Below are 26,593 nucleotides of genomic sequence, written 5' to 3'. Positions count from 1 at the left end.
CTAGAACAAGCTCTGCTGCCCCGACATCAACGTATCGAAATCCTCGCGCAGGAAAGGCAGAATCGCGTCCGCAACCGGCTGTAGCTGGCGGCTCACATAGAACGCGTAATCGAGCGGCGAACTCAGCGTTTCGAGCGGCTCGGGGCCAGCGGTCGTCATCACGTAGCTGATCCAGCCGCCGTTCTGATACTGGAGCGGGCGGCCTTTCGCGCGATTGAATTCGTCCGCGACGCGTGCGGCCCTTACGTGCGGCGGCACGTTGCGCTGATATTCGACGAGCGGTCGGCGCAAGCGCTTGCGGTAGACGAGTTGATCGTCCAGCTCGCCATTGAGCGTGCGGCGCACGTAGTCGCGTATGTAGTCGACATAGGGCTCGCGCTGGAAAATGCGCCGATACAACTCGCGCTGGAATTCCTGCGCGAGGGGCGTCCAGTCGGTGCGAACGGTTTCGAGGCCCTTGAACACGATTTCCTCGCGGCCGTCCTTTGCGAGCGATAGACCCGCGTAGCGCTTTTTGCTGCCTTCTTCCGCGCCGCGTACCGTAGGCATGAGAAAGCGCGAGTAATGGCGTTCGAACTGCAATTCCAGGGCGCTTCGGAGACCGAAACGTTCCTGCAGTTCGCGCTGCCACCATGCATTGACGTGCTCGACGAGTTGCTTGCCGGTTCGCGTGGCGTCGGCCTCGCTGTGCGCGTGCTTGAGCCAGACGAAAGTCGAATCGGTATCGCCGTAGATCACGTCGTAGCCTTGCGACTCGATGAGTTGACGCGTTCTGCGCATGATCTCGTGCCCGCGCACCGTGATCGAGGAGGCGAGGCGTGGGTCGAAGAAACGACAGCCGGTCGAACCGAGCACGCCGTAGAATGCGTTCATGATGATCTTGAGCGCCTGCGAAAGCGGCGCATTGTGCTGCCGCTTCGCATTCTCGCGGCCCTCCCACACCTGGCGCACGATTTCCGGCAGACAATGCTTCTCGCGCGAAAAGCGCGCACCCAGGAAGCCGGGCACGGAGGCTTCGTCGCCGGGGTCGCTCAAGCCTTCGATGAGCCCCACCGGATCGATCAGAAACGTACGGATGATCGAGGGGTAAAGGCTCTTGTAGTCGAGCACGAGCACCGAGTCGTAAATGCCGGGGCGCGAGTCCATGACGAAACCGCCGGGGCTGTTTTCGCCCACCACGTCGCCGAGATTCGGCGCGACGTAGCCGAGCCGGTGCATCTTCGGCAAATACAGATGTGTGAACGCCGCGACCGAGCCGCCGCTGCGATCCACGGGAAGCCCCGTTACGGACGCGCGTTCGAGCAGAAAGGCCATCAGTTCGGTCTTCTCGAACACGCGCGTAACCAGTTCGCAGTCCTTGAGGTTGTACTTCGCGAGTGCGGGCTTGTCCTCGTCGAAGCGGCGCTGGATTTCGTCCATGCGCTGATACGGATTGTCGATCGATTTACCCTCGCCGAGCAGCGTCTGCGCGACGTATTCGAGGCTGAACGACGGAAAGCTCCACGTAGCCGAGCGCAGCGCCTCAATGCCGTCGATGATGAGACGGCCCGCAGCGCCCGCGAAGAAATGATTCGCTCGCATACCGTGCTCGCGCCACTCCATGACCTCGCCGCCGCGCCCCAGCCGCAACGGCACGCCGGTTTGCCGGGCGTGCGCGTGCAACACGCGCAAATCGAACTGCACGAGATTCCAGCCGATGATCGCGTCGGGATCGTGCCTTGCCATCCATGCGTTGAGGCATTCGAGCATCTGCGCGCGGCTTTCGCAGTATTCGAAGTCGAAATCGACCTGGCTCGCGTCGCCGTTTGCGGGGCCGAGCATGTAGACCTGGCGTTGTCCGCAGCCTTCGAGCGCGATGGAATACAGTTCGCCCTGCGCGCTCGTTTCGATGTCGAGCGACACGAGTTTCAGGCGCGGGCGATAGCCGTTGGCGGGTTTCATCTCGCCGTCGAGCAACACGCCGCTTCCGTTCGAGCCAGCGGCATCGCCGCGAAACAGCACGGGCGCGGTGATGAACCGCTCCATCATGTAGCGCTCCGGCGGCTGGATATCGGCTTCGTAGACGTCCACACCAGCTTTGAGAAGGCGCTTCGCATGCCCCGCCAGGGCGCGATATTGCGGCGTATAGAGCCCAAGCACCGGGCGGCGCTGGAAATCCTGCAGCGCGAGCGCGCGCAGTTCGGTACGTGCGTCGCCCTTTAGCGCAGCGCGGGCCGCGGCCTCCTGGGCGGCCGGCACGAATGCGACAGAGGGCTGCGGACGCAGGCGCAACTGGCGCGGCCCCGCCTCGGTCGCGAGCCAGAAGTCGACCTCGGTGTGTTCGCCCGTATCGCGCCAATGGCGGGTGAGAATAAACCCCGCTTCAAACTCAGACAAAGTGTGACTCCGCCGCCCATGTTTCCCGGTTGCGATTGTAGCGGTTGAGCCGGCGTTTGAAGCGCAGACGCCTTAGCGCTGAAGCAGATGCGCGAACATCGGGTACAGCGAAACGATCAGCGAAAGCGCCATGGCGACGTTGAACAGGCGCAGCCGCCGCGGACTCGACAGAAAACGCCGCATGCTGGTGCCGAACGCGGCCCAGATGCAGATGCAGGGCAGGCCGATCACATAGAACAGCACGGCCATCGCCATCGTATTGGTGCCGAAGTTCGCGGAAAGGCGGATCGTGGTGGCGGCCGTGAGTACCATCATCCACGCCTTGGGATTGACCCACTGGAACGCGATGGCTTCATGAAAGCGCATGGGCCGGTGCTCGCCGCTTTTTACCTTCAAGTCGCCCGAGGTGCCGATTTTCCACGCGAGATACAGCAGATACGCAATGCTCGCGACTTCCAGCACGACGTAGAGCGACGGAATGTGCCGGAACAACTGACCCAGCCCGAAACCCACCGAAAGCATGAGCACGACCACGCCCGCGCTGATGCCGAGAATGTGCGGCACCGTGCGGCGAAAACCGAAGTTGACGCCAGAGGCGAGCAACATGGTGTTATTGGGGCCGGGCGTAATGGTCGTGACCACGACGAAGAGCATGCCGGCGGGCAGCGCGCTGAGCATTTCGGGCAGCATGATACGAGGGGCTCCGCAAAGAGAAAACAGATTCGACAGGAATCAGTTTATCGACAGCGCGCGGTACAGTACCGGTACAGTTATCGGGACGCTGAACGGTACGGATCGGGTGCGTTGGCGAAGCCCGCCCGGACGTCTTCGAATTTCGTCGCGAAAGAATCCGCTATGCTCATTTCGCGTCGGATAGTTCGACTACGGCATCCTTCGCGGCGTAACGTTAGCGAACGTGTACCTGCGCGTTCGGTCGATGGCGAGACAGCTGATTGCGAGGGCACGAATGAGCGGTCAGGATGCCTTTTCGAATGCAAATGGAAATGCGGGGGCGGCCATGCAGCGAGCCGCGCGCGGTAGTCGTTTCGCATGCGTCGTGCTTCTCGCCGCGGCCGTGCTGGCGGCGTGCGGAAAGCCCGCGCCCACCGAGCAGACGCGCGAACCGCGCATGGTCGAACTGGTTCGCGTGGGCACGAGCGCCGCGAGCGAATTGCGCGTGTTCTCGGGGCAGGTCGAAACGACCAACGTTTCCGCCATCGCTTTCGAAGTGCCGGGACGTGTCGTGCAGATCGCGGTGCTCGACGGCGCGCGCGTACGGCAAGGCCAACTGCTCGCCCGCGTGGACGACGAGCCTTACCGGCTCCAGGTGCAACGCGCCGACGCGCAATACAATCAACTGGCCGACGATCTCAAGCGCAAGTCCGCGCTGCGCGACGAAAACATTCTTTCCGGCGCGGCCTACGATCAGTTGAAAACCGGTGTTGAGATGGCGCGCGCGCAGCGCGATCTTGCGCGTCGCGATCTGCGCAATACGCAGCTTGTGGCGCCGTTCGACGGTCGCATCGCGCGCCGTACCATCGAAACGCAGCAGGTGGTGCAGGCAGGCGCGCCCGTCTTCACGCTCGAAGCGACTTCGCGCCTGGAAGTGGGCGTGGCGCTGCCGCAGAACGTCGCCGAATCGCTGCCGTTCGGCAGCGCGCTCAAGGCTCAGGCGTGGCCGCCCGATCGGCCCTCGACGATCTTTCCCCTCGTTTATCGCGAGCATTCCACGGTTTCTACGCCTGCGGGCAGCGTTTATCGATTGCTGTTTTCGCTGGCGCGGCCCGAACAACTCACGCTGCTGCCCGGCATGGCATTGCGCGTGAGCATCGACGTGCCGGCCGCGGCCGCCGCGCAGTCGTCGCTGACCGTGCCCGTGAACGCGTTGACGGTCGCCGCGGACGGCAGCCGCGCGGTCTGGAAATATGACGCGCAAACGCATCGCGTGCAGCGCACCGCCGTCGAACTGCATGCGATCCAGCAGAACGACGCCGTGGTGAGCGGCGCATTGCGCGAGGGCGATCAGGTGGTGGCCGCCGGATCGCAGTTCGTGTCCGAGGGCGAGGAAGTTCGCCCACTGGAAGCGAACCCATGAATCTGGCGCGAGCGTTAATCGAAAAGCCGCTGATTGCCTGGACCATTGCGCTGGTGTCGCTGATCGGCGGCATCATCGCGTACATCGACATCGGGCGGCTGGAAGATCCGAAGTTCACGATCAAGACCGCCGTGGTGGTGACGCTGTATCCGGGCGCGAGCGCGAGGCAGGTGGAAAGCGAAGTCACCGACCGCATAGAAAGCGCCGTTCAGCAACTGGAGCAGGTGGATTTCATTCGCTCGCGTTCGATGGCGGGTTACTCGGAAGTCCGCGTGCAGATTCGCGACCAGTACGCATCGAATGTGTTGCAGCAGATCTGGGAGCAGTTGCGCCGCCAGGTGAGCGACGTCACGCCGCGCCTGCCGCCGGGAGCAGGGCCGCCTATCGTGTTCGACCGTTTCGGCGACGTGTACGGCATGTTCTACGCCATCACGGGAAAGGGTTATTCGCAGTCCCAATTGTTCGACTACGCGCGCGACCTGCGCAAGGAATTGCTGACGATTCCGGACGTGGCCGATATCGTGATCGCCGGCAATCAGCAGCAGCAGGTCAGCGTCACGGCCGACCAGTCCTTGCTGGTCGCGAACAATCTCTCCTCGGACGACATCGCGCAGGCGCTAGGCGTGCAGAACGAAATCCGCAGCGCGGGGCGCGAGCGCGTGGGCGATCAACTCATGCGGCTCTCGCCCACGGGTACGCTCGACACGCTCGCAGCGGTTCGCGCATTGCCCATCGGCACAACGCCAGGCGAATTACTGCTGGGCGACGTGGCGCGCGTTCATTTCGGCTATGCGAGCATACCGACACAGGCCGTCCGGTATAACGGTCAGGATGCCTTGACGATCGGCATTAGCGCGCGCTCGGGTGTGAACGTCGTGAAGGTCGGCGAGGAAGTGAAGGCGAAGATGCAGGCGCTCGAACGTTCGAGGCCGCTCGGCATCGAACTTCATGTGCTTTACGATCAGCCGGACGCCGTCGATGCGGCGGTGCGCGGCTTCGTATTCGACGTCATGCTTTCCGTCGCCATCGTGACGGTTGCGCTCGGCATCGGGCTCGGATGGCGCGCCGGTGTCGTGCTCGGCATCGAACTGTTCCTCTCGATCCTCGGCACGCTGTTCGTGATGTACGCAGCGGGCATCGAGTTGCAACGCATTTCGTTAGGCGCGCTGATCATCGTCATGGGCATGCTTACCGACAATTCCATCGTCGTTTGCGAAGGCATGCTCGTGCGCGTGCAGAAAGGCCTTTCGCACGTCGAGGCCGCCGCGCAGGTGCTCAAGCAGGGGCAGTGGCTGCTGCTTGCTTCCACGGTGGTGGGCATACTCGCGTTTTCCGGCATCGGTATGTCGCCCGACGCGGTGGGCGAGTTCTGCCGGTCGCTCTTTGCGGTCGCGTCGATTTCGCTCCTGCTCAGTTGGGTCATCGCCATCGCGCTTACGCCCTTGCTTGGCTACTATTTTTTTCGCAAGGCGCAAGGCGAGCAAAAGGACCCGTTCGAAACGCCGCTCTATCGCCGCTACGGGCTGCTGCTCGGCTGGGTCGAGCGCCGGCGCGTTTGGGTGATCGCCTCGATGGTGGTGGTGTTCGCGGTGTGCGTGTGGGGCTTCCGGTTCGTCGAACAGAGTTTCTTTCCTGCGTCCACCAATCCGATTTTCTACGTGGATATGCGTTTGCCGCGCGGCGCCGATATTCGCACGGTCATGGAGCGCACGAGAGGTCCGGAAAAACTGTTGCTCGCGCAACCAGGCGTGGTGAATGTCGGCACCTATATTGGCGGCGGGGCGACGCGTTTCATTCTGGTCTACGACCCGGAGACCCAGGATCCCTCGTATGCGCAGTTCATCGTGACGGTGGACGACGCCTCGCGCATCGACGACATGATTCCGAAGCTCGATACCGACCTGCGCAAGCGTTTTCCCGACGTGAGCTGGTCGGTCACGCGGCCCAACTTCGGTCCTTCCAGCGGGCTGCCGATCCAGGCGCGCTTTCTCGGCCCCGATCCCGCCGTATTGCGCGCGTTGGGCGCAAAGGCGGAAGCCGTGCTTCACAAGGACGCCGGCCTGCAATCGATACGCAACGACTGGGAAAACCCCGTGAACGTAGTGCGGCCTGTGTTCGACGACACGCGCGCCCGCGCGCTCGGCGTGACACGCCGGCAACTCAACGACACGCTTGCGTACGCAACCGAAGGTCTGCGCGTAGGCATCTTCCGCGACAACGACCTGCTGCTGCCCATCGTGCTCAACGAGCCGCCCAGCGAGAGCGGCATGGAGCGCGTGGCCGGCATGCAGATTTTCAGCCTCGGCCAACGGCGCTACGTTCCCGTGGCCGACGTGCTGACGGGTATGACGTACGGCACCGAGGACGGGTTGATCTCGCGGCGCGACCGTATCCGCACGCTCACCGTATCTGCGGGCACGCTCTACGGCGAAAACAGCGTGGCGGCGTTCGATCGCATTCGCGCGCCGATCGAGGCGATCCCGTTGCCGCCCGGTTACCAGCTCGAATGGGGCGGCGAGTACGAGTCGTCGAACCAGGCGAAGGCCAGTCTTTTCCGGCAATTGCCGATTGGCTTCGCGGGCATGCTGCTGCTCGTTCTCTTCATGTTCGGGCGGCTCAAGCCCGCGTTGATCGTGCTGCTCGTCGTGCCGATGTCGATCTGCGGCGTGACGATCGGGCTGCTGCTCTTTCGCGGCGCGTTCGGCTTCATGTCGCTGCTCGGCCTGCTTAGTCTGATTGGCATGCTGATCAAGAACGGCGTGGTGCTCGTGGATGAAATCGATCTGCAGATCGCCTCGGGCGTTCCGCGCATGCGCGCCGTGATCGACGGTTCGAAGAGCCGCCTGCGGCCGGTCGCGCTCGCGGCGGGCACGACGATACTCGGCATGGTGCCGCTGCTGTGGGACCCGTTCTTCAAGGACATGGCGATCACGATGATGGCGGGCCTTGCGTTCGCGACCGTGCTGACCATGGCGGCGGTGCCCGCGCTGTACGTGCAGTTTTTCTCGATCCGCAGCGACGAGACCGAGAACGGCGCAACCGGAGCCCATCATGAAACGCGATGATGTTCCGTACCGGCGGGTGGCTTCGGATTGCCTGCGACGTATCGCACCCGTTGTGCTTGCGATGCTTGCGGGATGCACCGGCCCGCTGAAACTGGATCGTCCGCCCGACCTGCCGGCACAATATCAGCAGAACGAAGCAGTTGCTTCGAATGCGCAATCGCTGGATGACGCCCAGCTCGCACGCTGGTGGCTGCAGTACGACGACCCAGCGCTCAACACGCTGATTCAACGCGCGCTGGAGCACAACTACGATCTCGCGCTCGCGGCCACGCGTGTCGACGACGCGCGCTCGAATATCCTCGCGGCGCGCTCGGCGTTGCTGCCGACCGTAGGCGTAGGTGTCGAGGCCGCGAAATACCACGGCGGCGAAACGCAGCTCGAATTTGCGGAGTTCCTCGGCATCAGCGATCTCGATGCGCAGTTCTGGCGCGTAGGCCTGCAAACACAGTGGGAAATCGACGTATTCGGGCGCGGCCGCGCGAGACTCGCCGCCGCGCGCGCGCTGACGCTTGCCGCGGCGGGCGACGAGCAGGCCGCGCGGCTCGCCGTGGTCGCCACCGTGGCCGACGCATACATGACATACCGCGGACTGATCGAGCAGCGCCGCTTCATTGAGCAAAGCCGCGCGATTGCGGAGGACTTCGTCGTGATCGCGCAGCACAGCTTCGCTGCGGGTGTGGTGTTGAGCACCGATATCGACGCGGCGCGCGCGGCGCTGGCGCAGGTGCAGGCGCGCGAGCAGGAGGTCGACAGCGCGATCGTGGCGGCGCGTCTTTCCATCGAGCAGATCTGCGCGGCGAGACCCGGCGAACTAAGGGACGTGCTCGACGAAACCACAGGACTGCCCAATGCGCTGCCCGCCATCGCGCCGGGTCAGCCGGTCGATTTGCTCGAACGACGTCCGGACCTGATCGCCGCGCGCGATCGCCTGTTCGCGAGCATTCGCCAGGCGGACGTGGCGCGCCTGAACTACTGGCCGACATTCTCGCTGAGCGCCGTGCTCGCCCGCAACGGCTGGGAAATAGCGGGGAAGTCGCTCGGGCCGAGCACGTTATGGTTGTTCGGCGTCGCGGCGATGATGCCGCTCATCGACTTTGGCGCGCGCGAGTCGCGCGTGCAGGCAACGGACGCCCAGGCGCGCGCCGCGGAAATCGCTTATGAACGCGCGGCGAGCGGCGCGCTTTTCGACGTCGAGCAGGCGCTCACGCGGCTATCGCGCCAGGCGCAACTCCAGGCGGCGCGCAATGACGAAGTGGCGCAGCGCCGCACGCTGCTGGGCAAAGCGCAAACGCAGTTGCGCGTGGGCGAGTTGGGGCGCATGGACGTCGACCGCGCGCAACTCGCACTCGCGGACAGCGAGGCAGCGCTCGTGCGCGAGCGCGTTGGCGAATTGAGCGCGCAAATCGCGCTCTTCAGGGCAATGGGCGGCGGTTGGGAAAGAACGGGTGCGCCGCTGGAATTCTCGCCTTCGTTGAGCGCGCTGTGGTGAGGCGTGCGTCAACCCGGCTGGCGTCCGTCTTCCCAGCGCGGGTCCGCTGTGATCTGCACCGTGAGCCGGTTTTCGAGCGGATTCGTGCCGAGCGTTTCCCAGATGCGTTCGCGCAACCGGTCCTGCGAAGCGAGATCGCTTAACGCGGACGTTGCGCTCACCAGCACATTGATTTCGACAAAATTACGCCGGCCCGCCTGGATGACATGCGTGTGATGGCGCAGAATGCCAAGCTCGTGTTCGAGTTTCGAAAGCGCCTTCTCGATCTCCGAACGAGGATTGTTCTCTTCGGGGCTCATGTGCAGCAATTCCGCAAAGCTGGTGCGCACGATTTTCACGGGCACGGAGAGAAATATCAGCGAAAGCCCCGCGGTCATTGCACTGTCGATATAGCGCGCCCATAGATAGTGAAGGTGTTCGGGCAAGATCGAATACACGAAAAAGCCGAGCAGCGTGGCCAGGCTGAACGAGAGTTTCATGATCCATTTCCAGCCGTCGGTTTTGAGCAGCTTGGAATTGATCTGCGCGGCCGCGTGCTTCTTGTAGACCACCATGACAAAGCAGATCACGCAACTCGCGATGCTGATCAGCATGACGCCGTACGCATTGACAACGTGACCGCCCGAACGTATCCCTTCGATCCCGTTCACGAAGCCATACACGCAAACCAGCAGCATCATGAGTCCGTTGATGCCGTTCACGAGCGGCTCGAGAAACCAGTACCCATACTCGAAACGGTGAGTCGCGGGCCGGCTGACGGCCGTGGCCGCGAGCAATCCGAGCACGGAACTCACGAGGTTGAGCAGATAGAAAATAGCGGTCAGCAGCAGCGTGTCGGACTGCACGAAGAAGCCATAGCCGACGTTGGCCGCGAAACCGAGGCACACGACGTAAATGGAAACCTTCATCGTGCGCTGCTCGACGGCTGCTAGCTGTGCCTTGCGGAGCGCATAGCTGATAGGCATGGTTCCTCGCTAACAATGGATTCGCGCAGGCGCAATGGCGCACGGCTAACGCCAGGCCGACACGCTCAGCTCGAAAATCGCCACGAGTGCGCCGCCCACCACCACGATAAAGGCGCACCATTCGCGGCGGGAAAAAAACGCCTGGCCGCGCTCGCGCCGCGCCCACATGTAGAGCAGGCTGCCCGGTCCATACAGGAGCGCGGACATGACGAGCAGTTCCACCCCGCAAGCGTATAGCAGGAACAGGGTGTAAATCGTGGCGACGATCGCGGTGGCATAGCTTTGCGTGCGTTTTCGCGCGCTCATTGCCGATTGCGGGAGCGCGCGAACGGCCTTGAGCCCGAAGGTCGCCACGAAAAAGTACGGGATGAGCGCCATGGCGCTCGTGAGGCGCAGCATGAGCGAAAACGCGTCGGTGGACCAGTACGTGCTGATGACGAAGGCTTGCACCACGCTGCTCGTTAGCCAGATCGCGGCGGTGGGGAGTTGCCGCGCGTTGCGGCGCGCGAAGATGGCCGGCATGGCGTCCGCTTTCGCGCTTGCGTACAGTACTTCCGCGCAGATTAGCGACCACGCGAGATAGGCGCCGAGCACGGAGACGATGAGCGCGCCGCCAATGAACACGACGCCCGGCGAGCCGACCACGGCGCCCAGCACCGAGGCCATGGAGGGCTGCCGCATGGCCGCGATATCCGCGCGCATGAGATGCGCGTAAGGCAGTAATGTGACGAGCACGAGCAGCAAGAGCACGAACGCGAACCCGAGTATCGTGGCGGCGCCCACGTCCGAGCGCTTTTTCGCGTAGCGCGAATACACGCTCGCCCCTTCAATGCCGAGAAACACGAATACCGTGACGACCATGGTGCCTTTGACCTGCGTGGCAAGTCCCACGGTGCTTTCCGCGAGGTTGTTCGTGAATGGCTCCGCGCTCGCATAGACACTCAAAATACCGATAAAAACAAAAATGGGCAGAATCTTGACGACAGTGAGAATCGCATTGATGAGCGTGGCCTGCTGAATGCCGCGCAAAAGCATCCAGTGAAATGCCCATATACCGACTGAGGAAACCGCAATGGCAATTGGCGTATTGCCGTTTCCGAATGCCGGCACGAATGCACCGAGCGTGGATTTGATCAGCACCCAATAGGAGACATTCCCGAAACAACCGGCCATCCAGTAGCCGAACGCGGAGAGAAAGCCGGCGTAGTCGCCAAAGCCGTCGCGTGCGTACGCAAAGATGCCGGAGTCGAGGTCGGGGCGGATTTCCGCGAGAAGCTGGAATACACGGGCTAGCAAGTACATGCCGCCTCCCGCAATGCACCATGAAATGACGGCGGCAGCCGGTCCGGCTTCGAGAGCGAAGTTGCGCGGCAGCGAATAGATGCCCGCGCCGACCATGGAGCCCACGACCATGGCTGTGAGTACCGGCAGCGACAACTTCTGGTCATCCGTCGATTTCATGTTCGAGCCTTTTTTGATCGTTGACCGGTGGAAATTCGAACGCGGGAAATCGTGGATAAAAAATGCACGCAACATTGAATGACTGCACTATTCTCGAACGAATGCCACGTTGAATACATCATGTGCGAATCGTATTCCATAATGTTCGTCAGGTGTCCGGAGGATGGACGGCAAAAGGCTAATCGCCGGGCACGCCTGGGTTAAATGTTTGCTAATGACCGATGCACAATCGTTAGCAAACAGGCCGAATGTCCTGGCGAATCCGCAATGCACCACATCAGGGGGAATGTCATGCGTTATCTCGCTGCAACACTCGTTGGTTCCGTGGCCGCGTCGCTCGCGCTTTCCGGTTGCGAGGCGCCGACTTCGGGTTCCACCTTCACGCCCGCGCAGGCGCAGCAGGTGATGGTGGTCGAACTCGGCGCGGTCGAATCCGTGCGGCCCGTCACCATCCAGCCGGGGCCATCTGGCATTGGCGCAATAACGGGCGGCGCGCTTGGCGGCATCGCGGCAGGCAGCAATATCGGGCGCGGCACGGGCTCCGTTGCGGCCGGCATCGGCGGCGCCGTGCTGGGCGGCGCGGCAGGCAATGCCGTGGAGCAGCGCGTTACGCAGCGTGCGGGCCTTGAAATTGTCGTGCGTCTGGATTCGGGGCAACTGATGTCGGTGGTTCAGGACGCGGATCAGCAATTCGTTCCGGGCGACCGCGTGCGTGTGCTGCTCGGCAACAATTCGGTGCGTGTCACCCGATGAGGTATATGCAGGCGTGGTTGGTCTCTCGATAAAGCGAAGTTCCAGACAAAGCGAGGAAACCGATGGCCGATACCGAACAGAAAATGAGTCGCGTGCAGTTGACCGCGATGGTAGTCGGGGGCATGGTGGGCGCCGGGATCTTTTCTCTGCCGCGAACCTTCGCCAATGCAACGGGGCCGGTCGGCGCGGCCATTGCGTGGGTCGTGGCGGGCGTGGGCATGTACACGCTCGCACGCGTATTTCAGGCGCTCGCGGAGCGCAAGCCCAATCTCGACGCCGGTGTGTTCATGTACGCCAAGGAGGGATTCGGCGATTACCCCGGCTTTCTCTCCGCGTTCGGTTACTGGATCGGTAGTTGCATCGGCAACGTTTCGTACTGGGTGCTGATCAAGTCCACGCTGGGCGCGTTTTTTCCCGTATTCGGCGACGGCAATACGGTCACGGCCATCCTCGTCGCTTCGGTCGGCATCTGGCTGTTTCACTTTCTCATTCTTCGCGGCGTGAAGCAGGCCGCCTTCATCAATACCATTGTGACGTTCGCCAAGGTCATTCCGATTTTGGTGTTCATCGTCATCCTGCTGTTCGTTTTCAGGTACGGCACCTTCCACTTGAATATCCAGTCCGCGGCGCAGGAGGGCGGCCTTATCCAGCAGGTTCGCGCGACGATGCTCGTAACGGTGTTCGTGTTCATCGGCATCGAGGGCGCGAGCGTGTATTCGCGCTATGCGAAGGAGCGCGCGGACGTGGGGCGCGCAACGATCATCGGCTTCGCGGGCGTGACGGCGCTCATGGTGCTCGTATCGATGCTGCCTTTCGCCGTGCTGCCGCGAGGCGAGGTCGCGGGCATGCGCCAGCCTTCGATGGCGGCCGTGCTCGAAAGCGTGGTCGGTCCGTGGGGCGGCATTTTCGTGAGCGTCGGTCTGATCGTGTCGGTGCTCGGCGCGTATCTGGCATGGTCGCTGATCTGCGCCGAGGTGATGTTCGCGGCGGCGCGCAACCGGGACATGCCGGCGGTGTTCGCGCGCGAAAACGCCAACAACGTGCCGGCCAATGCGCTGTGGATCACCAACATCGTCGTGCAGCTTCTGGTGGCGAGCACGTATTTCTCGCGCGATGCGTTTTCGCTGATGCTCAATCTCACGAGTTCGATGTCGCTGATTCCGTATCTTTTCGTCGCGGCGTATGGGTTCATGGTTTCGAAGCGCGGCGAGAGCTACGAGGTGCGGCCCGAAGAGCGCCAGCGCGATCTCGTGCTGGCCGCGATCGCCGTGATCTATACGTTGTTCATGATTATTGCCGGTGGCGTCAAGTTCATCCTGCTATCGGCAATCCTTTACGCGCCCGGCACGCTGCTGTATTTCATTGCGCGGCGCGAGCGCAAGCTGAAGGTTTTCCAGCGCACGAGCGACTGGGTCATTTTCATCGTGGCGGCCGTAGCGGCGATTGCAGGCGTCGTTGCGCTGGTCACGGGCTCCATGGCGGTCTAACGGGAACGAGCGGAGATCGATATGTCCAAGGCGAAGGGCAGTGAGAAAAGTGAAAAGGGCGACAAGGCGGGGAAGGCAGAAAAGGCCGCGAAGGGCGGCAACGCCAGAGGAAAGGAAAGCGCGTTTGGCGTGTACTCGGAAGTCGGTCAACTGCGCAAGGTAATGGTGTGCGCGCCCGGCATGGCGCATTCGCGCCTCACGCCGAGCAATTGCGACGACCTGCTGTTCGACGACGTGCTTTGGGTCGACAACGCGAAGCGCGACCATTTCGATTTCGTGACCAAGATGCGCGACCGCGGCGTAGAGGTCGTGGAAATGCACAACCTGCTCGCCGAAACCGTTGCGGTGCCCGAAGGCAAGAAGTGGATTCTCGACAACCAGATCGTGCCCAACCAGGTGGGACTGGGCTTCATCGACGAACTGCGCAGCTATCTGGAAGGACTCGAAGATCGTAAGCTCGCCGAAACATTGCTGGGCGGCCTCTCGATCCACGACTTTCCCGAATCGCACGGCGGCGCGGCGCTCAAGGTGGTGCGCGAGGCGGCCGGGTCCACCGAATATCTGCTGCCGCCGCTGCCGAACACGCTGTACACGCGCGACACCACCTGCTGGATTTACGGCGGCGTGACGCTCAATCCGCTGTACTGGCCCGCGCGCCACGAGGAAACGATTCTTGCGGCGGCGATCTACCGCTTTCATCCGGACTTTGCGGGCAAGGTCAACGTGTGGTGGGGCGACCCCACGCAGGACCACGGCATGGCGACGCTCGAAGGCGGCGATGTCATGCCTATCGGGAACAAGACGGTGCTGATCGGCATGAGCGAGCGCACGTCGCGCCAGGCGATCAGCCAGCTTGCGGCCACGCTGTTCCAGAAAGGCGCGGCGGAGCAGGTGATCGTGGCCGCGATGCCGAAGATTCGCGCGGCGATGCATCTGGATACCGTATTCACGTTTGCGGATCGCGACTGCGTGCTGATCGCGCCGGATTTTCTCGCGCGCACGCGCACGTTCACGTATCGGCCCAGCGATCATCCGGCGGGTGTGGAACTGCATCAGGAGAAAAAGTCCTTCGTCGAGGTGGTGAGCGCGGCGCTTGGCATCAAGAAGATGCGCGTGGTCGAGGCGGGCGGCAACGATTACCAGCGCGAACGCACGCAGTGGGACAGCGGCGCGAATCTCGTTTGCGCTTCGCCGGGCGTGGTGTTCGCCTATGACCGCAACACCTATACGAATACGTTGCTGCGCAAGGCGGGAATCGAGGTCGTGAGCATCGTGGGCGCGGAACTGGGTCGCGGGCGCGGCGGCGGCCATTGCATGACGTGTCCGATCATTCGCGATGCGGTGGACTTCTAGCGTCGAGTGACGGGGAGATCGTTGCGGGCGCAAGTAATCGGGGCCGTGCGCACCGCAATAGTGCCGGATCAAGAGGGATGCGAGGGGATGCGATGCCGGGGCTTTCAAAGCTTACGGGCATGCGGACTGCTGCTTCGTACTGTGGGGTGCGCCATGCGTATCTCGCTCCCATCGCAACCACTTGATCCCCGATCATGGACGATTTCTTCAACCGCCTTTTTCATCTCCAACCCTCGTTGCTCGCCACGATGACGCACGACGTCATGAATGTGATCGTCGCCGTGCTCATAGTGGTTATCGGCTGGTGGGTTTCCAATCGCGTCGCGAAGGTGTTCGCGAGCATGCTGATGCGCTCGCACGCCGATCCGACACTCGCGCCGATGCTCGCGGGCATGGCGGCGTGGGCCGTGCGCGTGATCGCGCTCGTCGCCGCGCTGAGCGAAGTGGGCATCGCCACGGCTAGCGTGCTCGCCGCGCTCGGTGCCGCCGGCCTCGCTATCGGCCTTGCGCTGCAGGGCACGCTGCAAAACATCGCTGCCGGCATCATGCTGCTGATGTTGCGTCCGTTTCGCGCGGGCGATGTGATCGAAGGCAGCGGCGCGGCGGCCGGCATCGTGTGCGAAGTGGGCCTCTTCACGACGCGCATTGAACGCGGCGACGGCAATGTCGTATTCGTGCCGAACAGCCAGATCTGGAGCAATCCCGTCATCAACTACAGCAGCGGCGGCACGCAGCGCATCGACGTCACGGTCGATCTCGCGCGACGCGACCAGGTGGACGCCGCCATCGGCAAGCTCAAGGAAGTGGTGTCCGCCGAGCCGCGTGTGCAAAGCGGCTCGACGCTCGCGCCGACTGTCGCCGTAGAGAGCTACCCGTCGGGCGGCGGCGCGCGCTTGCGAGTGCGCGCATGGGTGCGCAAGGCCGATGCGCAATACGCCGTGGACGACATACGCGGGCACGCGCGCGAAGCGCTCGCGACAGCGGGGCTCGCGGTGGCGGGCAGTGCGCGCATGACGGGCGCCAACGCGGCGCTCACGCAGCCCTAACGCAGCACTAGCGCGCGTCGAACGTCAGCACAACTTAAAGCACGTTGAGCATGGCGAGCGCGCTTTCCTGCAGATGCGGCAAGACGCGCTGTAAAGCGGCTTCGGCACTTTCTTCGCCCATCGGCATGTTGGTGCTGAGCGCGGCGATTACTTCGCCGTTGCGATTCCTGAGCGGCACGGCAATACCGCGCACGCCCACCTGCAACTGTTGCTCGATGAGCGCGTAGCCATCCACGCGCGCCCGCACGATCTTCTCGCGCAGGCGCGCGCCGCTCGTGATGGTATGCGGCGTGAAGGGCGTTAGTTCGACCGTATCGAGCCACGCGGATACCGCGTGCTGGTCGGCCTCGTGCGCGAGCAGCACGACGCCTGGCGAGATGAGCGGCGCGGGCACGCGCGCGCCGAGCACGAAGCCCGTGGTCATCACGCGCGACACGCCATTGCGCGCGATCACGACGAGGTCCCGGCCGTCCAGTACGCTCACATACGCCGATTCGTTGAGCGTCGCGCTCAGTTGCTGCAGATACGGCTGCACGGTGCGCGGCAGGCGCGCCGAATCGAAGTAGGACCAGCCCACGCGCAGCACGCGCGGCGTGAGGCCGTAGAGACGGCCGTCCGTGTACACATAGCCCAGCGATTCGAGCGTGAGCAGGTAGCGGCGCGCGGCGGTGCGCGAGAGTCCCGTGCGCTCGGCCGCCTGGGTGGGCGTCATGCGCGCGTGCTCGCTGTCGAAGGCTTCGAGAATCGCGAGGCCTTTTTCGAGCCCGGCGATCCAGTCACGCCGGTCCAGTGGCGGCTTCTTCATCGGCTGGCTGCCAACGATCGGCGCGTGGTCACTCCGGCTTCATGCGTGCGGCCACGATCAGCGAGATCAGGCAGCCGATCGCCAGATACGCGGCGACGAGGTGCCACGAACCGCCTCCCACGCCCACCAGCGCCACGGCGATGAACGGCGTGAAGCCGCCGCCCACCACGCTCGCGAACTGGTAGCCCACGCCTGCGCCGCTGTAGCGGTACTCCGCGCCGAACAGCTCGGTGAAGAGCGGCTGCTGCACGCTCACGACCATGTCGTGGGCGATGTTCGCGAGCATCACGGAGAAGATCACGATCCAGACCGTGGCGCGCGCTTCGAGGGCGAGGAAAAACGGCACGGCGCTCACGAGGCCGATGAACGCGCCGATCAGGTAGATGCGGCGCAGCCCGAGACGGTCCGCGAGCCACGCGAAGCAGGGGATCGTGATGCAACTGAGCGCGCCCACGAAAAGGCCGATGCCGAGAAAGAGATCGCGCGAAAGACCGAGGTTGCTCGTCGAATAGCTCAGCGCGAAGGCGGTCACGATATACATCGTGAAGAGTTCGGCAAGGCGCAGCGCGACGATGTAGAGGAAGGCCTTCGGGTGGCGCGTGAGCGCTTCGAGCACGGGCATCTTGAGCTTGCGATGACCGTGCTCGACTTTCTCGACGAACTCGCGCGACTCGTCCATGCTCGAACGCACCCACAGGCCCACGAGCACGAGCACGATGCTGAAGAGAAACGGCAGGCGCCAGCCCCACGAACGGAACGCCGCTTCGCCGAGCAGGTGGCTCAGGAGCGCGACGAGCCCCGTGGCGAGCACGAGGCCCACGCCGTAGCCCACCTGCACGCCGCTGCTATAGAACGCCTTCTTGCCGCGCGGCGCGCTTTCCACGGCCATGAGCGCGGCGCCGCCCCATTCGCCGCCCACGGCGAAGCCTTGCAGCGCGCGCATCGTGACGAGCAGCACGGGCGCCCACCAGCCGATGGTCGCGAAGGTCGGCAGCAGGCCGATGGCCACGGTGGAGAGGCCCATCATCATGACGGTCAGGACGAGCATGCGCTTGCGGCCGAGCCGGTCGCCGAAGTGGCCGAACACGACGCCGCCCAGCGGCCGGAACAGAAAGCCCACGCCGAAGGTGGCGAACGCGGCGAGCGTGCCCATGGTCCTGCCGACCTGCGGGAAGAACGCCACATTGAACACGAGCGCGGCGACAATGCCGTAGAGCAGGAAGTCGTACCAGTCGACGACCGCGCCGACAAAGCTGCCGAGCGCCGCCTTGCGGGCCTGGCTGCGCGAGGGCGCGAGAGTGGGGGCGTCGGGCGAGCCAGTGGTGTCGAGGCTTGGGGTCATGAGTTGTCTCCAGACTTTTGCGCATGTGCCATGCTGCGGTAGTCGCGCTTTGCGTCAAACGTGAGTCGCAGCATAGGGCGGCCCACGCTATCCGGCAATGTGAGGCGAGGCCGTTTTGCGCGATTATCGCCCAAGCGCGTGCGATGATCGAACGCTTTGCGGGTTTGCACCGAGTTGGCGCGCGGACTGCGCGGGTGCGGCGGTCTTCGTCGAAATGAACGAACTGGTTAAAATCGGCTGAATTCTCGCGCTCTCGAAGTTTGCAGCGAAGTTTCCGTTTCAGTGCTTGCGTCAGGAGCCTATTGCATGTCCAGCCCGTCTAATCCTTCGCCGCAGGCGGACAATCCGCTCGGCATGGCCGGTCTCGAGTTCATAGAATTCGCTGCGCCCGCGCCGGCCGACCTTGGCCGCCGCTTCGAACAGTTCGGCTTCAAGGCAATCGCGCGCCACGTGAGCAAGGCGGTCACGCTTTATCGCCAGGGCGAGATGAATTTCCTGCTCAACGCCGAACCCGACTCGTTCGCCGCGCGCTACGCGCAGGAATACGGCATGGGCATTTGCGCGATCGGCGTGCGGGTCGGCAATGCGAAGCGTGCGTTCAAGCACGCCATTTCGCTGGGCGCGTGGGCGTTCGAAGGCGAGCGCCTGGGACCGGCGGAACTGCATATTCCCGCGATCCAGGGCATTGGCGATTCGCACCTCTATTTCATCGACCGTTGGCGCGGACGCGGCGGCCAGCGCGGCGGCGTGGGCGACATTTCGATCTTCGACATCGACTTCCGGCCCATCGACATCGCCACGGCGCATACGGATCTCGATCACGGCGGCACCGGCCTCACGCGCGTCGATCACCTCACGCAGACGGTGGGAGCGGGGCGCATTGCGGAATGGCTCGACTTCTATCGCGATCTGCTGCATTTTCGCGAGATCCACGAGATCAACGCGAACTGGCATGTGCCCGAGGAGTCGCGCGTGATGGTTTCGCCCGACGGCGAACTGCGCATTCCCGTGTACGAGGAGGGCACGCGGCGCACGCAGCTATTGCACGACTATCTGCCCGAACATCCCGGCGAGGGGGTGCAGCACATCGCGCTGGCAAGCAATGACATTCTCGCAAGCGTCGATGCGCTCAAGGCCAACGGCGTGGAGTTCGTCGAGCCGCCGCCCGCTTACTACGACACCGTGGATGCGCGGTTGCAGGGCCACGGCGTGGACCTGGAGGCGTTGCGCAGGCGTCATGTGCTGATCGACGGCGAAATGGGCGAAGACGGCGTGCCGCGGCTTCTTTTCCAGACGTTTGTGAAGCGCCACCCCGGCGAGATCTTTTTCGAAGTCGTGCAGCGCAGCGGCCACCACGGCTTCGGCGAGGGCAATCTCGACGTGCTCGCGCGGGCGCGCGGGGCGGCCGCGAAGCCGGGCTAACGGCGCAATCTGCAACGTTAGCTACTCTAACGTTACCTGGCGGCGCCAGCAGCCGTTTTGCGCGTGCGCGCCGTGCGCGCCGTGCGGGGCATGGCCGCGGCGGCGCGCGGCGAGACCATCGTGCGGCAGCGATGGCGCATCTCCTTGCTGAATTCGGTGCACACCTGGGTCATCAGGTCGGTGGACCGGTACACCATGAACACGTGGAAGTCCGGCAGTTCGTCGCGAATGGGCAGCGTGTGCAGTGCGCCGCGCCGAAGGACGAGCGGTCCGTTCATGCCGTAGAACACGAAATCCGACCACATGCTGATCACGTCCGTGCAGGTCGCGAGTTGCAGACCGAGCAGGTTCGACGCGCTAAGCACGATGCGCCTCGGCATGTCCAGGCGATTCAGGCGCATGAGGCTCGCGAGCGGGCTGCCGGGATCGTCCAGCGGGTCGAGCGTGAGCCAGTCGGCGTCGAGCAGATCGCGCAGGCGCGTGGTGCGCGCCAGCGGATGGCCGGGGCGCGCGGCGAGCACCATGCCCGCGGAGAAAAGCGGCTCCCACTGGAACGCGCTCGTGCCGGGGCCGCTGTTCGTCGAGATCAGTGCGAGGTCGAGGCGGCCTTCGCGCAACCCTTCGAGTATCTGCTGCGGGCGCATTTCATAGGCGTTCACATCCACGCCCGGAAAGCGCGCGCGAAACGCTGCGATCGACTCGGGCAGCGGCCCGCTCGACGCCACGGCGGTAAAGCCGATGTTCAATTGCGCTTCGGCATGACCGCGCATGCCTTCGATGTCCTCCAGCGCGTGGCGCAATTCCTGTTCGACCACGCTCGCGCGCTTTGCGAGCGCGCGCCCGTAATTGGTGAGGCTCACGCCGCGTACGGAGCGCGACATGAGCGTCACGCCCAGTTCGCGCTCCAGTTCCGCGATGGCCTTGGAAAGCGCCGGCTGCGAGATGTGCAGGCTGCGCGACGCCTCGTGCATGCTGCCGTGCTGCGCGAGCGCAAGCAGGACGCGCAACTGGTGCAGTTTCATCTGGGGGTGCTCCAACGTTCTCCGATGGAAGGAGATTCTAAACGTTGCGCAGCGCTACGTAAGGGGCGGACGCCCGGTGTTATCCCGACACCTTGCCGACCAGATGAAAACGCGAAGACGGATGCCAAAGCTCGACAGCCGTCGCAACGGCGCGGCCGACCCACGTACGCCGCCACATCAGCAGGCAGGGCTCGCCGATATTCATCGAAAGATGGCGCCGTATGTCCGCGTCGGGCTTTTGCGCGTAGATCCGGAACTCCGCGCGTTGAACCGGCGCGAGCCTCATCATGTAGTGGTTCGGCGTTTCGAGCGTGAAGTCCTGCTCCAGATAACCCGGAAACACATGCGGATTCACATAGCGGTCCTCGTACAGGATCGCTTCGTTGTCCTCATAGTGGACGATACGCGAATGGAACACGCAACCGCCGCCGAGTTCGAGCGCGGCCATCGCCTGATCGTTCGAGCTGGCTTCCAGCGTCAGCACCCGCGCGCTGTGCCGGTGACCGCGCGCGGCGATTTCGTCGGCGATGTTGCGAACCTCGAGCACGGTCGATTCGACGTCGCGCGACGCGACGAACGTACCCGCGCCCTGAACGCGCCGGAGCACATGCTCGGCCGACAGTTCGCGCAGCGCGCGCGACACCGTCATGCGCGCGACGCCGAATTCCTTCACAAGCTCCGTTTCGGACGGAATGGCTTCACCCGGCTTCCAGGTCCCGTCCGTGATTCGATCGACCACGTAACGCTTGATCTGCTCATACGCGGGAGCGACCTTGTGCGCTGTCGCGCAACGCGTCGAATTGTCGATGAAGGAAGTGGGCGCGTTCATGGCTGACCTCGCTCAAACGCAGAGCGTGCCGTGAACCGCGTCGCGCACGACCGCAGGCATGTCCAGCCCCGATTCCCGCGAGAGGCTCTTCGCGCACCCGTCCGCCGGGTCGGGAAGCGGCGCGGGGGCGCCGTCGGCGACAAGTCGAAATGTGAAAGTCATGTCGTCCGAGAGCGGGCGGTCGTCGCGATAGGTCGGCAGCGCGGCGCGCACGCTGGCGTAAAGCGCGTCCGTGTAGGGCGCGCGCGCCGCGGCGAGCGGTTGCAGATCGTAGGCTTGCGCGGCCGCGAGCAGTTCGATGCCGAGAATGCGGTTGCTGTTCTCGATCACCGCGAGCGCCTTCAGCGCGGCCGGCGTCGCATGGCACAGGTGATCTTCCTGTAGCCCCGATGTCACGCCGCCGTCGAGACTCGCGGGAGCGGCCTCGCGGCGGTTCTGCGCGACGAGCGACGCGGCCGTGTACTGCGCAATCATGAATCCCGAGCGCGTGCCGCAGGCGTGCGCAAGGAACGCCGGCAGGCCGCTCACGAGCGGGTTCACCAAACGGTCGAGACGGCGCTCGGCCATTGCCGCGACCTGTGCGATGGCGGTGGCGAGGCCGTCCATGGCGAGCGCGATCGAGGCGCCGACCGCGTGCGCCTGCGAATACACCCGGGGCGATTCCGGCGTGCCGGCGACGATCGGATTGTCGGTCACCGAGGCCAGTTCGCGGTTCACGACTTCGGCCGTTGCGGCGAGCGTGTCGCGCGCGGCGCCATGCACGTGCGGAATCGTGCGTACGCTGAGCGGATCTTGCGTGCGCCGCCCGAGCGACGCTTCGAGCAGCAAGCTGCCCGCGAGCGCCGCGCGCAGGCGCTCGCCCACGCGGACAAGGCCCGGCGACACGCGAAACGCCAGCGAACGGGTGTCGAACGCGGCGATCTGGCCGCCGAGATTCTCGAAGCTCATGGCGGCAACGACGTCCGCCCAATCGAGCAAGCGCTCGGCGCGCCGCAGCGCGAGCGCGGCCAGGCCGGTCACGCACGGCGTGCCGTTCACGAGGCTCAATCCCTCTTTCGCTTCGAGCGAAAGCGGCTGTAGTCCGAGCCGCTGCAGCGCTTGCGCGCCGCTCAGGCGCTCGCCGTTCCAGCGCGCGTGTCCCGCGCCCACGCAAACGAGCGCGATATGCGCCATATGGCTCAGATAGCCGACGGAACCGAATGCGGGCACCTCGGGCAGACAATTGGCCTCCAGCAGCGCGGCGAGCCGCTCGACGACTTCGATTCGCACGCCCGAATGTCCATGCGCGAAGTTGTTGATCGCCGCCGCCATGATCGCGCGCGTTTCCTCGGCAGCCAGCGGCTCGCCCACGCCAACCGCGTGGCTCATGAGGATGTTGTGCGAGAGATCGTGCTGTTCGTCCTGCGAGACGACCACGTCGCACAAGGCGCCGACGCCCGTGTTCACGCCATACGCGCGGATGCTGCGCGCAACGATCTGTTCGACGAGCACGCGGGCGCTGCGAATGTTCGCCTGCGCATCGGCGCCGAGCAGCAGAGACTCGCCTGCGGCAACGGCGGCGATTGCGCGCCAGTCGAGCGGATTCTGGGTACGTACGATTGTCATAAGAGAGCTTGTGCGTCGCGTGGGTTCAGTGAGCGTTGCGGTCCTGGTGACTCGATACGAACTGGCGGAAGCGTTCCGACTTCAATTCGCCGAACACCTCGTCAGGCGTGCCGTCCGAATCCACCTGCCCCTGATGCAGGAACATCACGCGGTTCGAAACGTGACGCGCGAAGCCCATTTCGTGCGTGACGACGAGCATCGTGCGGCCTTCGGCGGCGAGCGTGCGCATCACGCGCAGCACTTCGCCGACCAGCTCGGGGTCGAGCGCCGACGTCGGCTCGTCGAACAGCATCACCTTGGGATGCATGGCGAGCGCGCGCGCGATCGCGACGCGTTGCTGCTGGCCGCCCGACAGATGGGCCGGATAGTGGCCGCGCTTGTCCGCAAGACCGACCTTGGCGAGCAGCGCTTCGGCTTCTTCCACCGATTCGGCGCGGCTGCGCTTGAGCACGCGCATGGGCCCTTCGATCAGGTTTTCCAGCACGGTCATGTGCGACCACAAATTGAAGTTCTGAAACACCATGCCAAGCTGCGAGCGCACGCGGTCGACCTGGCGGCGGTCGTCCGGTTGCAGCTTGCCGTCGCGGCGGCGCTTCATCTTCAGCGCTTCGCCTGCGAGCGCGACCGAACCGTCGTCAGGCGTCTCGAGCAGGTTCAGGCAGCGCAGGAACGTGCTCTTGCCCGAGCCGCTCGCGCCGAGAATCGAAATCACGTCGCCCTCGTGAGCGTCGAGGGAAATGCCCTTCAGGACGTGATGGTCACCGAACGATTTGTGGATGTTGCGCACCGACAGCGCAATGGGTGCAGAGGTATTCATCATTCTCTCCAGATAGGGCTGCGGGTCACGACGCGGCGCGGCGAGCTTTTAGCGGCGCGGCGGCCCTGGGTACGGCGGGCGGCGCCGCACGCAGGTGGCGCGACAGCCGTTGCTCGACGAAGCCGATCAAACGCACGACGACGAAATTCAGGAACAGGTAGATCAGCGCGGCGCACGCAAACACCTCGGTGGTTCGATAGGTTTGCTGAATGATCTGCTGCGCGACGCCCGTTACTTCCCACACGGTGACGAGGCTCGCCAGTGCCGTCGACTTGACGAGCAGCACGGCTTCCGTCGAATACGCGGGCAGGCACTGGCGCAGCGCGATCGGGCCGATCACACGGCGCAGCAGGGCGAAGCCGGAGAGGCCGATCGAGTAACCGGCCTCGATTTGTCCGACGGGCACCGCCATGAGGCCGCCGCGGATGATCTCGGCCGTGTAACCCGCCGTGCACAGCGCAAGCGAAAGGACCGCGCAGACATAAGGCTCGCGCAACACGGGCCACAGGAAGCTTTCGCGAATCACGCCGAACTGCCCGAGGCCGTAGTAGACGAGAAACATCTGGACGAGCAGCGGGGAGCCGCGAAATACGAGGATGTACGCGCGCGCAAAACGATTCGGCAGCCAGTGCGGCGAGACGCGCATCGTGACGATCACGAGCGAGAGCAGGCCGCCCAGCACGAGCGACGCGAAGAAAAGACCGAGCGTGGTCGGCACGGCGCCGACGAGCTGGCGCAACGTGTCGAGCAGGAACGCGAAATCGATGGTCATGATTGGGCGCTCCCTGTTTAGTTGCGCGCGAAGTTACGCTTGAACGAGCGGCCGACGATGGCTTCGGCACGACCGAAAACACGGTTCGACACGCCCGTCATGGCGAGATAGAGCAGGCCGCCAACGACGAAGAAGAAGAAGTACTGATGCGTCGATCCGGCCGCGATCTGGCTTGCGCGCAGCAGCTCGGCGAGCCCGGTGACGGAAATCAGTGCGGAGTCCTTAAGGCTCAGTTGCCAGACGTTGCCGATGCCGGGCAGGGCGTAACGCAGCACCTGCGGGATCAAAATGCGGCGGAACATCGTCAGCGTCGGCATGCCGATGGCGCGAGCGGCTTCGAGTTCGCCTCGCGTCACCGCGAGCACGGCTGAGCGATAAACCTCGGCCTGATAGGCGCCGGAAATCATGCCGACCGCGAACGCCCCGACGACGAAGGGAGGCACGCCCACGAAGCCGTCGGCGCCGAACCACTGGCCGACGGTGGTGACCAGCGAGGAGCCGCCGAAATAGAACAGATAGATGACGAGCAACTCGGGCACGCCGCGAAAGACGGTGGTGTAGCAGTCGCCGAAAACTCGCAGCACGCGCAGGCGGGAGAGTTTCGCGGCGGCAATGAGCGCACCGAACACCGCGCCGATTGCCAGAGCGGCAAGCGTGAGCACGACGGTCATCAACGCGCCGAGGAGCAGCACGCTACCCCAGCCGTCCGGCCCGAGGCCGAGTGTGTTGAACAGCGATAACAGAGACATGGCTTGGATCCACGCGGTCGGGGAGCGAAGGCGCGCGCCAGAAGCGGCGCGCGTACGGCCTGGTGCAGCAGCGTTTATGGCGTCACGTCGGTCTTGAACCACTTCAGGGCGAGTTTCTTCACGGTGCCGTCGGCAAGCGCCGCCGTGATCGCGGTGTCGAACTTCGCCTTCAGGTCGGCGTCCTGCTTGCGGAACGCGAGGCCTTCGCCGGGTCCCCAGACCGGACCGGAGATCATCGTGCCGGCGATCACCACGGGCGACTTGTCGGCATTGGCGGTGTAATAGGTCACGTCGTCGAAAGTGGCGTCGATGCGGCCGTTCGAGAGATCGAGGTCGCGTTCCGGCGCGGTCTTGTACACGCGCACCGATGCGACGTCCTTGAAGTTCGCGTTGATGAAGCCCGTATAGACAGTGCCCGACTGGATGCCGATGGTCTTGCCTTTCAGCGCTTTTCGCATCGATTCGACGGCGGGTGCGTTGCTGCGCGAGTCGGCGTCGAGCTTCAAGGGCGCCGTGTTCGGGCCGCCCTTCGGCAGAACCTTCGGATCGGACACGGCGAACGTTGCAGGCGTCGCCGCATAGGGCTTCGAGAACGCGATGATCTTCTCGCGCTCGGGCGTGATCGAGATCGCATCCATCAGGACATCGAACTTTCCGGCCTGCAGACCCGGAATCATGCCGTCCCAGTCCTGGGCAACGAGCTTGCACTGGATCTGTGCACGCGCGCACAGGTTTTCGACCAGTTCGGGTTCGAAGCCGCTGAGCTTGCCGCCAGGCAAAGTGAGGTTCCAGGGCGCATAGCTTCCGTCGAGCGCGATCGTCACGCTTTTCCATTCCTTCGCGCCGGCGCTGCCGCTTCCGAGCAGCGTGACGCCGAGTGCCGCGCCAATCAGCGCTTTTGCCAGCCGGGTGTACTTCGCCTGCATGACCATGCTCCTTTGTCGGTGGGTACCGTAGTTCCTGGGTACGTTTGCATTCGTGTAACTTGCATAGACAAGCATGGCGAGAAATGAATTTGCGCGCAAGGGAATTTCATAAAACACGGCTCACGGAAAACCCTGTAAGCCGAGGTGAAACGGGCGCTGTCTCTTGACTCTCACGGAGAGACATCGCGCGGCTCACGCTGCGTCCTACCGTATT

At 64.0% G+C, this 26,593-nt stretch carries 21 protein-coding genes; 8 read left to right on the top strand and 13 right to left on the bottom strand.

Annotation, left to right across the window (positions count from 1 at the left end):
• Positions 1 to 2,376 carry a DNA polymerase II gene (locus tag U5768_RS23570; protein WP_322032807.1) on the bottom strand — a complete coding sequence of 792 codons (2,376 nt, stop codon included), beginning with the start codon at positions 2,374 to 2,376 and terminating at the stop codon, positions 1 to 3.
• Between the two features lie 72 nt (positions 2,377 to 2,448).
• Complete coding sequence (locus U5768_RS23565; protein ID WP_322032806.1) at positions 2,449 to 3,066, bottom strand: LysE family translocator; 618 nt, start codon at positions 3,064 to 3,066, stop codon at positions 2,449 to 2,451.
• Positions 3,067 to 3,433: 367 nt separating this feature from the next.
• On the opposite strand from U5768_RS23565, the gene U5768_RS23560 reads away from it, so the two are divergent.
• Genes U5768_RS23560 through U5768_RS23550 form a run of 3 tightly spaced genes read left to right on the top strand, consistent with a single transcriptional unit; the run spans position 3,434 to position 9,025 of the window.
• Entirely contained in the window at positions 3,434 to 4,471 is a 1,038-nt protein-coding gene (locus U5768_RS23560) for an efflux RND transporter periplasmic adaptor subunit (protein ID WP_322032805.1), read from the top strand.
• Positions 4,468 to 7,536: an efflux RND transporter permease subunit gene (locus tag U5768_RS23555; protein ID WP_322032804.1), complete on the top strand. Its 3,069-nt coding sequence runs from the start codon at positions 4,468 to 4,470 to the stop codon at positions 7,534 to 7,536. The genes U5768_RS23560 and U5768_RS23555 overlap by 4 nt, the downstream gene beginning before the upstream one ends.
• A complete protein-coding gene (locus U5768_RS23550; RefSeq protein ID WP_322032803.1) occupies positions 7,523 to 9,025 on the top strand; it encodes an efflux transporter outer membrane subunit in 1,503 nt (500 codons plus the stop codon). Before U5768_RS23555 ends, U5768_RS23550 begins: the two co-directional genes overlap by 14 nt.
• A gap of 8 nt (positions 9,026 to 9,033) precedes the next feature.
• Here the strand turns inward: U5768_RS23550 and U5768_RS23545 are convergent, their stop codons facing one another.
• Together U5768_RS23545 and U5768_RS23540 are read right to left on the bottom strand one after the other, a co-directional pair.
• A complete protein-coding gene (locus U5768_RS23545; protein ID WP_322032802.1) occupies positions 9,034 to 9,990 on the bottom strand; it encodes a cation diffusion facilitator family transporter in 957 nt (318 codons plus the stop codon).
• 45 nt (positions 9,991 to 10,035) lie between these two features.
• Complete coding sequence (locus U5768_RS23540) at positions 10,036 to 11,451, bottom strand: basic amino acid/polyamine antiporter (RefSeq protein ID WP_322032801.1); 1,416 nt, start codon at positions 11,449 to 11,451, stop codon at positions 10,036 to 10,038.
• A 291-nt stretch (positions 11,452 to 11,742) separates the two neighbouring features.
• On the opposite strand from U5768_RS23540, the gene U5768_RS23535 reads away from it, so the two are divergent.
• From U5768_RS23535 to U5768_RS23520, 4 genes are all read left to right on the top strand, one after another.
• Positions 11,743 to 12,204, top strand: a complete 462-nt coding sequence (locus tag U5768_RS23535; RefSeq protein ID WP_322032800.1) for a hypothetical protein — start codon at positions 11,743 to 11,745, stop codon at positions 12,202 to 12,204.
• Between the two features lie 62 nt (positions 12,205 to 12,266).
• Positions 12,267 to 13,691: a basic amino acid/polyamine antiporter gene (locus tag U5768_RS23530; protein ID WP_322032799.1), complete on the top strand. Its 1,425-nt coding sequence runs from the start codon at positions 12,267 to 12,269 to the stop codon at positions 13,689 to 13,691.
• 162 nt (positions 13,692 to 13,853) lie between these two features.
• The gene (locus U5768_RS23525; RefSeq protein ID WP_415913964.1) at positions 13,854 to 15,044 is read left to right on the top strand and encodes an arginine deiminase; all 1,191 of its coding nucleotides are present in this window, start codon (positions 13,854 to 13,856) and stop codon (positions 15,042 to 15,044) included.
• Between the two features lie 194 nt (positions 15,045 to 15,238).
• Positions 15,239 to 16,090, top strand: a complete 852-nt coding sequence (locus U5768_RS23520; protein WP_322032797.1) for a mechanosensitive ion channel family protein — start codon at positions 15,239 to 15,241, stop codon at positions 16,088 to 16,090.
• A gap of 34 nt (positions 16,091 to 16,124) precedes the next feature.
• On the opposite strand, the gene U5768_RS23515 is transcribed toward U5768_RS23520, so the two are convergent.
• On the bottom strand, positions 16,125 to 16,895 hold the full coding sequence (locus U5768_RS23515; RefSeq protein WP_322032796.1) for an IclR family transcriptional regulator domain-containing protein: 771 nt from the start codon (positions 16,893 to 16,895) through the stop codon (positions 16,125 to 16,127).
• A 28-nt stretch (positions 16,896 to 16,923) separates the two neighbouring features.
• Positions 16,924 to 18,237, bottom strand: a complete 1,314-nt coding sequence (shiA, locus tag U5768_RS23510; protein WP_322032795.1) for a shikimate transporter — start codon at positions 18,235 to 18,237, stop codon at positions 16,924 to 16,926.
• Between the two features lie 306 nt (positions 18,238 to 18,543).
• On the opposite strand from shiA, the gene U5768_RS23505 reads away from it, so the two are divergent.
• Positions 18,544 to 19,659 (top strand): 4-hydroxyphenylpyruvate dioxygenase family protein, encoded by a 1,116-nt coding sequence (locus tag U5768_RS23505; RefSeq protein ID WP_322032794.1) that lies wholly within the window; start codon positions 18,544 to 18,546, stop codon positions 19,657 to 19,659.
• Positions 19,660 to 19,691: 32 nt separating this feature from the next.
• Here U5768_RS23505 and U5768_RS23500 read toward each other — a convergent pair whose 3' ends face one another.
• From U5768_RS23500 to U5768_RS23470, 7 genes are all read right to left on the bottom strand, one after another.
• Positions 19,692 to 20,681 carry a LysR family transcriptional regulator gene (locus tag U5768_RS23500; protein ID WP_322032793.1) on the bottom strand — a complete coding sequence of 330 codons (990 nt, stop codon included), beginning with the start codon at positions 20,679 to 20,681 and terminating at the stop codon, positions 19,692 to 19,694.
• A gap of 79 nt (positions 20,682 to 20,760) precedes the next feature.
• A complete protein-coding gene (hutC, locus tag U5768_RS23495; RefSeq protein WP_322032792.1) occupies positions 20,761 to 21,510 on the bottom strand; it encodes a histidine utilization repressor in 750 nt (249 codons plus the stop codon).
• A gap of 12 nt (positions 21,511 to 21,522) precedes the next feature.
• Positions 21,523 to 23,115, bottom strand: a complete 1,593-nt coding sequence (locus tag U5768_RS23490) for a histidine ammonia-lyase (RefSeq protein WP_322032791.1) — start codon at positions 23,113 to 23,115, stop codon at positions 21,523 to 21,525.
• A 25-nt stretch (positions 23,116 to 23,140) separates the two neighbouring features.
• Positions 23,141 to 23,932, bottom strand: a complete 792-nt coding sequence (locus U5768_RS23485; protein WP_322032790.1) for an ABC transporter ATP-binding protein — start codon at positions 23,930 to 23,932, stop codon at positions 23,141 to 23,143.
• A 25-nt stretch (positions 23,933 to 23,957) separates the two neighbouring features.
• Positions 23,958 to 24,704, bottom strand: a complete 747-nt coding sequence (locus U5768_RS23480) for an ABC transporter permease subunit (RefSeq protein WP_322032789.1) — start codon at positions 24,702 to 24,704, stop codon at positions 23,958 to 23,960.
• Between the two features lie 17 nt (positions 24,705 to 24,721).
• The gene (locus tag U5768_RS23475; protein ID WP_322032788.1) at positions 24,722 to 25,453 is read right to left on the bottom strand and encodes an ABC transporter permease subunit; all 732 of its coding nucleotides are present in this window, start codon (positions 25,451 to 25,453) and stop codon (positions 24,722 to 24,724) included.
• 74 nt (positions 25,454 to 25,527) lie between these two features.
• Positions 25,528 to 26,379 carry a transporter substrate-binding domain-containing protein gene (locus U5768_RS23470; RefSeq protein ID WP_322032787.1) on the bottom strand — a complete coding sequence of 284 codons (852 nt, stop codon included), beginning with the start codon at positions 26,377 to 26,379 and terminating at the stop codon, positions 25,528 to 25,530.
• Between the last annotated feature and the right edge of the window lie 214 nt (positions 26,380 to 26,593).

The organism is Paraburkholderia sp. J76, assembly GCF_905220295.1.
In the GTDB taxonomy this organism is placed as follows: domain Bacteria; phylum Pseudomonadota; class Gammaproteobacteria; order Burkholderiales; family Burkholderiaceae; genus Paraburkholderia.
The sequence above is the reverse complement of the archived record's forward strand: the minus strand, read 5'-3'. Positions and strand labels throughout refer to the sequence as shown.

What these genes read in the sequence shown, in the direction of transcription:
- U5768_RS23565 (WP_322032806.1), bottom strand. Translation starts at nt 3,066, where the DNA reads ATGCTGCCCGAAATGCTCAGCGCGCTGCCCGCCGGCATGCTCTTCGTC.
- U5768_RS23555 (WP_322032804.1), top strand. Translation starts at nt 4,468, where the DNA reads ATGAATCTGGCGCGAGCGTTAATCGAAAAGCCGCTGATTGCCTGGACC.
- U5768_RS23550 (WP_322032803.1), top strand. Translation starts at nt 7,523, where the DNA reads ATGAAACGCGATGATGTTCCGTACCGGCGGGTGGCTTCGGATTGCCTG.
- U5768_RS23545 (WP_322032802.1), bottom strand. Translation starts at nt 9,990, where the DNA reads ATGCCTATCAGCTATGCGCTCCGCAAGGCACAGCTAGCAGCCGTCGAG.
- U5768_RS23540 (WP_322032801.1), bottom strand. Translation starts at nt 11,451, where the DNA reads ATGAAATCGACGGATGACCAGAAGTTGTCGCTGCCGGTACTCACAGCC.
- U5768_RS23535 (WP_322032800.1), top strand. Translation starts at nt 11,743, where the DNA reads ATGCGTTATCTCGCTGCAACACTCGTTGGTTCCGTGGCCGCGTCGCTC.
- U5768_RS23530 (WP_322032799.1), top strand. Translation starts at nt 12,267, where the DNA reads ATGGCCGATACCGAACAGAAAATGAGTCGCGTGCAGTTGACCGCGATG.
- U5768_RS23525 (WP_415913964.1), top strand. Translation starts at nt 13,854, where the DNA reads ATGGTGTGCGCGCCCGGCATGGCGCATTCGCGCCTCACGCCGAGCAAT.
- U5768_RS23520 (WP_322032797.1), top strand. Translation starts at nt 15,239, where the DNA reads ATGGACGATTTCTTCAACCGCCTTTTTCATCTCCAACCCTCGTTGCTC.
- U5768_RS23515 (WP_322032796.1), bottom strand. Translation starts at nt 16,895, where the DNA reads ATGAAGAAGCCGCCACTGGACCGGCGTGACTGGATCGCCGGGCTCGAA.
- shiA (WP_322032795.1), bottom strand. Translation starts at nt 18,237, where the DNA reads ATGACCCCAAGCCTCGACACCACTGGCTCGCCCGACGCCCCCACTCTC.
- U5768_RS23505 (WP_322032794.1), top strand. Translation starts at nt 18,544, where the DNA reads ATGTCCAGCCCGTCTAATCCTTCGCCGCAGGCGGACAATCCGCTCGGC.
- U5768_RS23500 (WP_322032793.1), bottom strand. Translation starts at nt 20,681, where the DNA reads ATGAAACTGCACCAGTTGCGCGTCCTGCTTGCGCTCGCGCAGCACGGC.
- hutC (WP_322032792.1), bottom strand. Translation starts at nt 21,510, where the DNA reads ATGAACGCGCCCACTTCCTTCATCGACAATTCGACGCGTTGCGCGACA.
- U5768_RS23490 (WP_322032791.1), bottom strand. Translation starts at nt 23,115, where the DNA reads ATGACAATCGTACGTACCCAGAATCCGCTCGACTGGCGCGCAATCGCC.
- U5768_RS23485 (WP_322032790.1), bottom strand. Translation starts at nt 23,932, where the DNA reads ATGAATACCTCTGCACCCATTGCGCTGTCGGTGCGCAACATCCACAAA.
- U5768_RS23480 (WP_322032789.1), bottom strand. Translation starts at nt 24,704, where the DNA reads ATGACCATCGATTTCGCGTTCCTGCTCGACACGTTGCGCCAGCTCGTC.
- U5768_RS23475 (WP_322032788.1), bottom strand. Translation starts at nt 25,453, where the DNA reads ATGTCTCTGTTATCGCTGTTCAACACACTCGGCCTCGGGCCGGACGGC.
- U5768_RS23470 (WP_322032787.1), bottom strand. Translation starts at nt 26,379, where the DNA reads ATGCAGGCGAAGTACACCCGGCTGGCAAAAGCGCTGATTGGCGCGGCA.